This is a genomic window from Chitinophaga sp. 30R24, from assembly GCF_049056765.1.
Lineage (GTDB): Bacteria > Bacteroidota > Bacteroidia > Chitinophagales > Chitinophagaceae > Chitinophaga.
The window spans coordinates 890,295-902,362 of sequence record NZ_JBJGXX010000001.1 but is presented as its reverse complement, the minus strand read 5'-3'; the positions used below and the strand labels follow the sequence as shown (position 1 = coordinate 902,362).

Annotated in this window: 7 protein-coding genes; 2 read left to right on the top strand and 5 right to left on the bottom strand. The window is 43.6% G+C overall.

Going from position 1 to position 12,068, the window contains the following annotated elements; all coding sequences use genetic code 11:
* The first annotated feature begins 70 nt into the window (after positions 1 to 70).
* Positions 71 to 577 (top strand): DUF2480 family protein, encoded by a 507-nt coding sequence (locus ACDQ55_RS03715; RefSeq protein ID WP_420979764.1) that lies wholly within the window; start codon positions 71 to 73, stop codon positions 575 to 577.
* On the opposite strand, the gene corA is transcribed toward ACDQ55_RS03715, so the two are convergent.
* Complete coding sequence (gene corA, locus ACDQ55_RS03710; RefSeq protein WP_420979763.1) at positions 574 to 1,680, bottom strand: magnesium/cobalt transporter CorA; 1,107 nt, start codon at positions 1,678 to 1,680, stop codon at positions 574 to 576. The two genes, ACDQ55_RS03715 and corA, sit on opposite strands and share 4 nt — an antisense overlap.
* Positions 1,681 to 2,231: 551 nt before the next feature.
* Here corA and ACDQ55_RS03705 point away from each other — a divergent pair.
* Entirely contained in the window at positions 2,232 to 2,819 is a 588-nt protein-coding gene (locus ACDQ55_RS03705; RefSeq protein ID WP_420979762.1) for a type 1 glutamine amidotransferase domain-containing protein, read from the top strand.
* A gap of 63 nt (positions 2,820 to 2,882) precedes the next feature.
* On the opposite strand, the gene ACDQ55_RS03700 is transcribed toward ACDQ55_RS03705, so the two are convergent.
* The 4 genes from ACDQ55_RS03700 to ACDQ55_RS03685 form a co-directional block, all read right to left on the bottom strand.
* Positions 2,883 to 3,275 (bottom strand): septal ring lytic transglycosylase RlpA family protein, encoded by a 393-nt coding sequence (locus tag ACDQ55_RS03700; protein WP_420979761.1) that lies wholly within the window; start codon positions 3,273 to 3,275, stop codon positions 2,883 to 2,885.
* 146 nt (positions 3,276 to 3,421) lie between these two features.
* Positions 3,422 to 5,944, bottom strand: a complete 2,523-nt coding sequence (locus ACDQ55_RS03695) for a BamA/TamA family outer membrane protein (RefSeq protein WP_420979759.1) — start codon at positions 5,942 to 5,944, stop codon at positions 3,422 to 3,424.
* Positions 5,928 to 11,009 carry a translocation/assembly module TamB domain-containing protein gene (locus ACDQ55_RS03690; protein ID WP_420979758.1) on the bottom strand — a complete coding sequence of 1,694 codons (5,082 nt, stop codon included), beginning with the start codon at positions 11,007 to 11,009 and terminating at the stop codon, positions 5,928 to 5,930. Before ACDQ55_RS03690 ends, ACDQ55_RS03695 begins: the two co-directional genes overlap by 17 nt.
* Positions 11,010 to 11,308: 299 nt before the next feature.
* Entirely contained in the window at positions 11,309 to 11,929 is a 621-nt protein-coding gene (locus ACDQ55_RS03685; RefSeq protein ID WP_420979757.1) for a hypothetical protein, read from the bottom strand.
* Positions 11,930 to 12,068: the final 139 nt, after the last annotated feature.

Sequence of the window (12,068 nt, the reverse complement as noted above, 5' to 3'; positions counted from 1 at the left end):
TACAGTAATGAGGTCGTTATTTACATTCCTCCACCGATATTCGTAGATTTGTTTACTTAAATGAGGAAAAATGGAAGAGATTATTAATAAAGTAGCACAGAGTGGATTAGAAACCATTGACCTGGAAGATTATTATCCACAAGGAGAAATTGTTCTTTTCGATATAAAGGATTACCTGTTTATGGGCCTGATCCTGAAGGAAAAAGATTTCCGCGCAGCCATGCAATCGCACGATTGGGAACAATATCGTGGAAAAAACGTGGGGCTTATTTGCAGTGTAGACGCCGTTGTGCCATTATGGGCGTATATGTTGGTAATGACCAATTTGGAACCCCTAGTGGCTTATGCTGCATTTGGAGACATTGATTTTATACATAAAACGCTATATCTACATAACTTGAGTAAAATAGACGTAGCGGTATATGTCGATAAGCGGATTGTGATAAAAGGATGCGGGGATAAACGGGTTGGGGAAATTGCCTATGCTGAAATTACACGACTGCTTCGGCCGGTAGTAAAAAGTATTATGTATGGAGAACCCTGCTCTACCGTTCCTGTTTATAAAAAGAAAAGCTAAAACCAACCTCTTTTTTTAAATGTAAAAATCATTGCCAGTAGCAGTATTCCCATACCTCCTAAAGTATAATAATAACCGTTTCTGGTTTCTAGTTCCGGCATATAATGAAAGTTCATGCCGTAAATACCGGCTAAAAGTGTTGGCGGCGCCATCAAGGTAGTTACTACTGCCAGCACTTTCATTACTTCATTCATTTTCAGGTTGAGCTGGGTATGATACATTTCCTGAACATTTAATATCATATCACGGTAGTTGTCTGCCAGGTCATTGCATTGAATAATATGGTCGTATACGTCTTTAAAATATTTAGTAATACGGTCTTCCAGTAGTTCGCTGTCACTTTTAAGATAACCATTTACCAATTCCCTTACCGGCGAAATAGCCCTTTTGAATAAAAATACCTGCCGGCGTAAATAGTTGATGCGGGCCAAGGTACGGGTATCAGGTTTATGTTGTACCTGGTCTTCCATTAATTCAATTCTCTCTCCCAGTTTATCCATTACCACAAAATAATTATCTACTATTATATCCAATAGTGCATAACAGAGATAATCCGTACTGGAATTACGGATTTTGGAGCCTTTTATTAGCAGTCGGGCACGTACAGGATCAAACACATCCCTGTCGGGATCTTCCTGGAAAGAAATTACAAAGTTCTTTCCAAGTACAATGCTTATCTGCTCCTGTTCAATAGCGGAGGTTTCATTATTAAAATAGATCATAGGCAGTAAACAAAACAGGCGGTCATCTATTTCGTCCATCTTAGCCCGTTGTCCGATGCTTAAAATATCTTCTTCCAGTAACGGGTGTATCTGGAATTGTTGGCAAATCATATGTATCTCCTCTTTACGTAGCCCGTCAATATTAATCCAGCTTAGATGAGCAGATTCGGTATACTTAAATGTGTCTTCAATATTGTTTAATATTAATTCCGTACAACCATTACCGTTATATTCAAAAACGGTGATCCTGGTTTTTGTTGCAGGTTTACGAATGACTACTCCCTCTGCCGGATTGAAGTTCATAATACGCTCCCGCTTCATTTTAAACGGATTTAAAGCCTGTATTACATCGGGAATGGGCAATCTGTTTTTGAATCTCATACTTAACTGATGTTAACAATATTGATTAATCGAATTTAATAGAAAATTACTGTCTGCAAAAAGAATTATGCCCCAATTCAGGATGTGGAGAAAGTTTTATTTCTTCATCAAAATGTGTGGAATACTGGAAAATATATGCGTAATATAATTCCTATGGGGTATATAGGCTAGTTGAAACAAAATGATACTGATCAATTTAACCTGCTTAAGTACGCGGTATTGGTTTTGGATCAACTGCAACGGGTTGGCGACGTTTTATAAATTATATTGTTTGGAATGCAAATTACTTTTTAGGGACATTTAAAGAATGTAGATAGTTCGTTATCTACATCCAATGTATATACGAGCGCCACAAGTAAATAGCACGCGTAAAAAAGAAAATTTTGCAACGGTATGAGTAATAAATTATACACCTGCGAGGCGCACTGATCTGCTATAATAGAGTACTGTCTTAGCCGGATTTAGTAGGAATTGTTTTTGCAACATCGGCATGATCCGGCAAGGTATCTATTTGCCGAAGGTAAATTATTATAACACTAAAAACCATTCTTATGGAAAAACAACTGAAGGATAAGAAAGTCGCTATTGTAGTAGCTGATGGTTTTGAAGAAGTAGAACTTACCAAACCATTGGAAGCATTAGAGAATGCCGGTGCCACTGTAGATATTATATCGCCACAGGAAAAAACAGTAAGGGCTTGGGCTGAAACAGATTGGGGGAAAGACTATCCGGTAGATAAAAATATCCAGGATGTGGTAGCCGAGGATTACGATGCACTGGTATTACCAGGCGGCGTAATGAATCCGGATCATCTGCGAACCAATGACCGGGTGGTGTCTTTTGTAACCGGTTTTTTCGATGATAGTAAGCCGATAGCCGCTATTTGTCATGGGCCGTGGACATTGATAGAAACCGGTGAGTTAGATGGAAGAAAACTAACTTCTTTCCCATCTTTAAAAACGGATCTTCAAAATGCCGGCGCTTTATGGGTAGATGAAGAAGTAGTTACCGATAAAGGGTTAGTGACCAGCCGTACACCTAAAGATCTACCTGCGTTTTGTAAAAAGATGATTGAAGAAATAGCAGAGGGAAGGCATGATCAGCCTGCAAGGAAAGGTGGTGTACACCAACTTGGATAAAGTTATAAAAACAGGGGTATCGAAAATCCGGTACTCCTGTTTTTAGTATAGTTCCGGACGTTATTATTTTTTCTTTTTTGGCTTTTTATATTTCACTTCTACATTTGCCACGCCAGTACTTACCATGCCGATCTTAGAAGCAGCTTTATGAGAGAGGTCTATAATCCTTCCGGAAACAAAAGGGCCTCTGTCGTTGATACGTACTTTAACACGTTTTCCATTAGATACATTTATAACGGTAACGCGTGTACCAAAAGGGAGTGTTTTGTGCGCGGCAGTGAGCTGCCGCTGATGGAATGTTTCACCACTGGCGGTGCGTTTACCATCAAAAGAGTTCGCATAATAGGAGGCTTTGCCGGTTTCTGTGATTTTACGACTACAGGAAGTAGTGGCGCACAGCAGGAATATAAGGCATGGCCGGAGCCAACGCTGAGCTGGTACAGGGATAGTTTGCATAGAATAGATTTGATGATTATGATGTATGTAATTTGGTTAGCATAGTCAAATGGAATATTGGTTTTAGCAGGATAAAAGTAACCAAATTTCTACTGTTGAGTTATTGGCGAATACTATTGCAGCTGAACAGTGCAATAGTATAGTTGTTAGAATGGATAGCCGATTGCAATATTCAGTACCAGGTTCTTTTTGCGCCATTCAGGATCTCCGAAATCAATTTTATTGAATACCCAGCGCTCGTTCTCTGGCAGATAAGGGATACGTAATGGCATAGCCAGATCTAGGCGCACTACTACAATGGAGGCATCTATACGCAGACCCAGACCTGCTCCCACTGCTATTTCTTTGTAGAAAGAATTAAACTCAAACTTACTTCCCGGCTTGTCCGGCACATCTTTTTGCAACCAGATATTACCAGCATCAACAAAGGCGGCCATGTTAAATATGCTGGCCAGGTGAACGCGTAATTCTGTGTTGAATTCCAGCTTAATGTCTCCCGCTTCGTTGGCGAGTAGTGCAGAAGTGTCTACTGCAGGGTTATGGTAGGAACCTGGTCCCAGGGTGCGTGCCCGGAATGCTCTGATACTGCTGCTACCGCCAGTAAAAAATTGCTTTACAAAAGGGAGTGTGATAGAATTGCCGTATGGTAACCCGTAACCGATCAATAATCGGTTTACCCATTGTTTGCCGTTCCCTATTTTCCAGTAATGTCTACCCTCTATTGTAAATCTTTCGTATTGGGCGAATGAGTTTTTCAGGATGGTTTTTTCTCCGGTATCATTTTTAGGTACAAAAAGGCCTGCCAGGTTACCGGAGATATCCACATTGCCACTCAGATAAAAACTGTGTACACGGTTGGTTGGCTGTGTATTGTACGTAATTGTATAGTTGCTACCCAATATGAATTGTTTTTCAATGGCCGCACGCTGACTGGGGTCGTTAGTGAGTATACTGTCGTAGGCGGCGGTGGTTTTTGTGGGTAGTACGTAAGTAATGGAAATGGGCGCCAGCACATGGCTCAGGAAAAGTGTGCGTTGCCAGAGGTATTGCAACTGTAGCGTATAAGCATTTAAGTTATACAGGTCTTCACGGCTGTATAGTTCATAAGTGGCACTGATACGGGTTTTAGGTACATATGGGGTACGTATGTTCAGTCCTTTAAAAGGTGAAATAAACCGCGGAAATGTAACAGCCACTTCTGCTCCAAGTCCATAAGAATTAGAACCTCCGGTGCTGCTGTTACCGGTTTGCCATTCCATGCCTCCACGTAGGCCAATTTCCAGTAAAGCTGCAGAGTGCAGCCAGTTACGGTTTTTAGCGGTTACTTTTAGCTCAGATCCAATATAGCCGTTAGACTTAGAAGTCCCACGCAGTTCTGTTTGGAGGGAGCGTCTTTTATAGGGGGTCAGATAAAATTTGGCATCCAGCCAGCCGCTGTCCAGCGATATGCGGTTGTTGACCATAGCACGGTAATTACCAGCGCCAGAAGTATCTCTGGTATAAAGTGTATCACGGGTGAAATTACGTCCGGAGGAATCGGTGTTGTCTGATACCACATAACGACCAGGTTGGGTACTATCGGGCCGGTTAGGGGCTATTCTACCGGGCATATTAGGATTTCCCCCCAGTATATTGTGTGTGGAGGTATCTCGTATTGGGGTAAACTGTCCTTTTACAAATTTGAATACGCCTAGGTTGATCAGTCTTTGTAACGTAATGTTATGGGAACTTAAACGGTATAAGCTATCGGGGCGAAGAAAAACCGATCGGTCGAAGGCAGAAGATTTGAAGCGCTTTACAGGATCAACAATATAAATACCTTTATATTTTACAGGGGTACCCGATATAGAAAGGGAGTCATTATCCAGGGAATAGTCCGGAAAAAGGGTGATATCGTGCATGCGGTAAGGCCGTAGGGCCAGCAATGGGGTATTATCTTTTATTTTTACATATAGATCAACAGTGCCTTTGTTGGTGCTATCTATCTGTACCAGGAGGTAATCTGGTGTGAAGTAATAATATCCCTGTTCCTTTAATTTGGCGTGTATACGTTCCCGTTCAGCCTTTACCGAGTCTAACGAATATGGTGCTCCGGTTACTAAAGAAGAAGATGGCTTGGCATTGGCTACTGTTTTGCCAATAGCGCTGGTATCGGTTAAATAAGTAACGCTTTTAATAATATACCGGTGATTGGGGGTGGCGGTGTAATTAATGGAAGCTTTCTTTTTGCCAGCATATTTAGTGGCAGCAGCAACTGTTGCCTGGAAATAGCCATTATCTGCCAAATATTCTTCCAGTACATGGGAGGTATAATCTGGTTTGGTCTGACTAAGTAATACCGGGGGCTCCCCCCACTTTTTGCGTAGTAAATAATTGAGCCCTTTCTTTTTAGGTGCTTTACCGAGATTATATAGCCATAATTTAATGGGCATGCCTAAGAAGCGGCGGTTGGGCTTTGGCCGGATACGATTGTACATACCAGCCAACAGGGTGCTGTAATCGGCAGGTTTTTTCTTTGTAACGGTGTCGGTTATCCATTTCACGGTGCTGCCAGTATATAAACGATCGCCTTCCGGCACAGTGCGGGTAGTGCTACAGGAACTGATTACCAGGTAGGCAAAGCAGAGCAGTGTACAGTAAAAAATAATATGGCTATTTGCTATTCGCATCAGGTGTTGTCGTATTTATATCCTTTTTTTTCTTATTGCGCAGCTTTTCTTTTTTAGCCACAGGAGATTTTGATGGTTGCAGGATTTCCTTGAATTCGTCGTAGTCCACAACCAGGGCAAAGGCTACACCTGTTTCTACTACCTGCCCTTCAATGATTGTTTGGCTATCATTGCGTTGATATACTCTGATGCGGTATCTACCATCGCGGGAAAGTTTGTATTCAACCGAGATATCTCCTATCAGGGAACTGGCATTCTGGCTGGTGCTGCCTTGCAGTTGTACGTTGGAGCCAACGTTAACGGTTAAACGATCATTAAACAGACGTTTGGAGGCTCCTATGTTCAGATTAGTGCTTTCTAGGGCGGTACCGGTAGAATAATCTTCCTGATTTTGGAGGTTAAAGTTGAGGTCTACTCCTTTAATCAGGTTGCCGGCCAGGTTATTTAATTGTTGAGAAAGTATCTTGCTCACGCTATTAATTGCGGCCTGGCCAACAAAACCGCCACCGCTATCGCCTAGGGTGCTCATGGGATCGTCTGGTATAAAGCTGTTTAACACGAGCAATCCCATTACCTGCTTGTTGAGTTCTGATGGAATCTGATTAATCTGTTTCAGGCGGTTGTAGGGGGCTCCACTCAGTGTATTCCTGTCTTTTTCGGCGAGATCAAGCTGGAAGCTGATCTCTGGTTTTAAAATGCTTCCCTTGATCATCAGATATACCAGGAAAGGCATACGCTGTTTGTAGGTATTACGTTGTTCGGCAGTCATTCCTTGCAATTGATCAGCTACGAGGTCGTATGCCGGCGCATTTACGGTGTACTTGGCAGTGATGTCTACATCGGCATTCGTAGGATCTCCGTTAAAGGAAATGTAGCTGCCTTTTTCAATATCGAAAGAACGTTTGATGAGTTGGTTCAACGACATCTCGTATTTGCCTTCAGAGATTTCGTACCGGCCGGTCAGGCTCAATTTGCTGCTGGGGTCCAGGGTAGCGTTAAGGGTGGCAGTACCTTTCGCTTGTACATAGTCGCCATTCTGGGCATCTATAATAATTTTGATAGTAGATTCCGGGGAGATGTCGAGGTTACCGGAAAGGAACATGCCTTTAAGGCGGGTGGTCCTGTATTTTAAGCTATCCTGGCGGGCCAGCAGGGCAACATCCACCGGATTCGACATATCCACAAATTGAATAACCCCTTCCCTGTTGGCAAGTCCGGGCTCATCTTGCGGGAGTGTCATGGTTACTTTGGATTTATCGCGGAGTGTCACAGTGCCATCTATCCTTGGTAGGTCCAGTGTGCCTTGTATTTTAACCTTGCTATCGATGTAGGCCGGACCATAGATCCATTGATCCGGGTTTTGCTGGCCACCCAGCGCCATAAAGTTATCGGCAGTAACATTTAGGTTGAAACTATACCGGGTAAAATCTTTGGTATTAATACGGCCGTTTACGACCAATTTATTATTAGCGCTATCGGCTACTACGAGGTTATTTAGTTGGATACCGGTTTCATCGATCTGGATATCTTCGTCTGGTAGATGGAAGGTGCTGCCAATCATGGTAACGGTGCCAGTAGCTTTATTAAAGTGCAGGTTGCCTTTCACATGTGGCGCAGCAAGCTCGCCGGTAATGGTAAACTGACCGTTTGCGCTTCCGGACATTTTAGCGACGCTGCCCATGGTGAATGGTTCTATAGATGCCATATTCAGTTTATTAATATCTACCTGGGCATTAATAGTAGTATCGTAGGTACCGGCCACTTTTACATCGTTGCCGTTGCCGGATAAGTCGGCGGCAAGCCTGTATTGATCTGGCGCGTTGCTTTCCACATTTGCGGTGAGTGTGCCCAGTGGAGAGCGCTGTATTTTCAAGCTGTCTATTTTCAGGTTGGCATGTATCAACGGAGATTGGTTCCAGTTATGCACATTCGCGGTTGCATTCAACACCCCACTGGCCAGTAGGGTATCTGTGGCGAGTAAACCGGTGATGGTAGAGAGCTGGAAATCATGAACGTTAACAGTGAGCGCTGGAACGTCGCTGGTATCGGGTTGGGTAGCTACCTGTATAGATTGATCACTATAGGATAGTTTAATATTAGCTGTATCCGGTGCGCCATTCCTGATGCGTAGGATATTATTGTTGGCCACAGTCCATTGTTGTTTGTTGAGCAGTAGCCCTGGTTTAAGGGTTAGCTGCATGGCATTATTGTCAAGGAAGGTAACGATACCACCGAGTGAATATTTAGGTTTTCTTTTGATGTCATCCAGCACCAGGTTAAAATCCACAACGCCGGTATTAGCGGTAGCCTTCAGAAAGGTGTGGTACAACGGGAAAGTGGGGTGTGTCATTCGTGCCAGGGCCATGTAGGTTTGCATAGCGGAATCTGTTACCCGGGTAAATAGCTGCAGGCTATCGATATGAAGGGAATCGTAGTCTATTTTATCAAGGTTGGCCCTCGCCAACAGGAGGCTGCTGTCGCTGTTAAGGCGCCCACTGAACACTATTGGTACTTCCATTCGCAGGGAAGGAAGCAGTGGTTGCAGGCTTTTCGGCCATATGAGGCTGGCATCCCAGCTGAGAAACTGCCCTCCAGGAACTTGTATAATTCTTCCAGAATCAGCTGGCATCAATGGTTTATTGATAATATCAGCGAAGGCGGTACCTATTTTCGTATAATCAACATGTCCATGAGCATTTATCAGCCCAAAAGGACTTTGCAGGGTAATATATTGTTGTTGGTCATATCGGGCTACCAGGGAGATACTGTCCAACGAAACTACTTGTCCTTGTGTGGAGATCTGCCAGTTTGTTAAGAAGGCGTTTCCTTCTATGCGTTGTGGCTCAATGCTATGAAAGTTGGCGGCCAGGCTCCCTTTAAGTGTGAGTGGCTCGCTATACCAGTGGGTGGCATATAGATCTGCTTTAGCCAGATCCAGATTGGTTTTAAGGTCCTGGATGCTAGTATCTATGAGGCGGCCGCTTATATCAAAGGTCGCGGTGATATTACTGTCTGCGCTCTCTCCTTGTGCCTGGAAGTCGCCCCTGTTGATATTCGCATTGGCGGCAATATTGTGGTATATATAGCCATTGTAGGCGGCTTCATCCAGTTGAAAGTCGGTTTGTGCTATCATGGCTTCAGGCGTGTATCCCTGTCCGGTAACATTTATTTTCCCGGATATCCATCCGTAGGTAGTATCATATAACATTACGCCCGGATTGATACGGAGATATGGAACGTTGACAGTATAGCTGCTGTGGATGCTGTCTGTTATATTTACCAGTTTAGCGTTGATAGTGGCATTGGCGTAGTCGCTTTTCAGCTGCAGCCGGGCTACCAGATTTTTTAGGCTGCCGTTGAACATGCCGGTAATCATCATATGTTCCGGTAATCTGGGAGTATCGGGCAAGGTGCCGGCGGGTAGCCAGGCGCGTAATGGTTTATTGCCAGATTGAATGAACAGGGAAGGAAGATTGGCGCTCAGTTTATCTGGATCTGTTGCATGGAATACTTGTGCATTTTGGGTCTTTATCAGGTTGCCCGCGTGATCGTTGAGGTACAGTTGTTTGATATTAAGATTGGCCAGCGTGCCTTTTACAATAGCGTCGAGGGTAATTTCTTTTGTCCAGAGTGGGGCAAAGTATTTATTTTTCCGGGCGTCTGGTACAAACGGGAGCCATTCACCCAGCGTAATATGTACTGAATCGAGATTAGCCTCTAGCCCCAATAGATCTAGTTTATTGGAGAGATCGTTCCAGGAAGGTGTGGTTAAAACGAGCTGTTTCCGCAGGATGCTTTTATTGGTTTGTAGTAAGAAGTTTTGCAGTGCCAGGGTATGTGGTGTAAACAGTATATCCATATTGGCTTTGTGAATAGTAAACCCAGATTTGTCCCGGGCAGTAAGCGATTTCACACTGGCTACTATACTATCTGGCGTATACCGTATGTTATCAATTTTACTATTGAAACCGGTCAGCGATAAGTGATTATAATTAGGGTTGGGTCCAGCAGCTTTGGGAGCTGGTCCGCCGTTATCATATTTTACGGCCAGCTGGTTGAGATTTACTTCGTTGGCAAAAACCTGCCAGGTATTGGGTGTAGTATCAGTAGGTGTTGGTGGCGCCGTATTTTTACCGGCTACCATCAAAAACACACCATTTGTGTTGTTGATGGTCAGATCTCCTATTTGTATGGAGGTGGAATCCTGATCCAGGCTGCTGTTGCGTAAAAGTAAATCTCCAATGTGCCAGGCGGTGTTAATGCCCATGCCCTCGTGGGCATAGAGGAAGCTACTGTTATTGATCCGCAATTTTTTAAGTAACAGGTGGAGGGAGGTGCTGTTAGTGTCTGCGGGTGTAGGTGGTGGCGCGGCAGTAGTAATGGCTGGCGGAATATATTTTTGCCGGAAGAAGCCTTTCAGGCCGTCTAGTGTAATACCCCTGAAAGCATAGATGCCATCATCTACAAGCAGGTCGTCTGGATCTACATGCAGGCTATCCCAGATAAGTACAGCCTTCATGCCTCCTGGCGCATCTGCATAACTGAGCTTCACCTGGCGTAGTGAGATATTTTTCAGGCTAAGCTGAATGGTAGTGCCACTTTCCTGCGCAAGGGTATCCGGTGTGCTTTTAGGGTTTATGAAAGCATCTATAATAAACTGATAATTGAAAACGGAATCCCCTTCATGGCGATATACATTTACCAAAACAGTATCCCATTCCAGCTTATCTATTTTCAATTCATTGCTGATCAGCGATAAGAGGTTATAGTGTACTTTGAGGATGCCGGTATAAAAAAGGGCCTGATTGGCTGTATCGGCCACATATATATTCCTGAGTTCGAGGTATTGCCAGCCGCGTGCCCGCAAGTATCCCACCTGTACTTTAGTATGTAATTTCTTTCTGAGATAAGCTTCTCCCTGTTCCCGCAAATAGTTTTGCACGCCGTTCAGTTGTAGTAACAGCACCGCCATTACGGGCAAAAGTAGCACCGCAATAACAATCCATATAAGCCATCTCCACCAGGGACGGCTGCGTTTTTCTCCGGTTGCTGCTGGTTCTGTCACTATGATTATTCCTAATAGTAAATTACTGAATATAAACGCAAAAGCACGTTTATGGTTTACTTAACCGGTAGGATAGTATAACCGGGCCCGTATGTCTGTGGGTATAACAAAATCCATACCTTGGGGTACCGGTACTCAATCTTTTAGTGCAAGGATATATTAAATACGGTAACGAACATACTATTTGGGAAATCCAGGGTTACAAAGAAGTGAGTACTAAAATGCACAACCTGGGAAAACGGGAAAGCGGGTAACCATCAAAATATTAGTGGTATCCTTGGATACCTGCGTTGTAGCTTTTATTGTAAAAAAGGTTTATTCCGCTGGTTAAACCGGCAAATATAATTTTCCAGTAGTTCTTTCTTTTCTTTAGCTGTTCTGAAATCTACCAGTAGATCGTTGTCTTGCGGAAGGATATATTTTTTGAGGTTATAGGCCGAGAGCTCCAATATCTTGCCAGTAACGATGTTTACTACTTTGTGGATAACCATAGGGGCGCTGAGGCTATTTACCGTCATATCCGCCTGGTTGATATAGTTACGTGAAGGTTGCATGCCATGTAGTGTATAAAGGCAATAATATCCGGTGGCATCCAGCCTGTTCAGACCATTATCGTGAATGTATATATTTTTTCCATCGCAGTATCCCCAAAAATTCTTCACTTTATGTTCCTGGCCGGATTCGTCTCTGAATATCAGCTCATTGGGGTGAGCCAGCAAATAGGTTTGAGCGGCAAGGCTGCGGTTTTTGATGATTAGGTCGCCTTGTTCGGAAGGATTATTGGTCTGAAACTCCTCAAAGGTCCGGTACAATCCTTTTTTCAATTGTTGGGTTTCCAGAATAGGTACCTCTTTGAGGGTCTGTCCTGTTGCAACGATCGTGATCAGTAAAAAGCTCCAAAAACACAGCACTGTTTTCATAATTAACAAATGTATCGGCTTTGGTAAGAGGCAGCATGTAGAAATAGCTGAACCAGGGCTTTGTTTCTGCTGATGTTGGATTTATGTCTGTAAAATGTTGATAGATGGAAGCGTATTTGGCCTGGCATGGTTGGGCCGA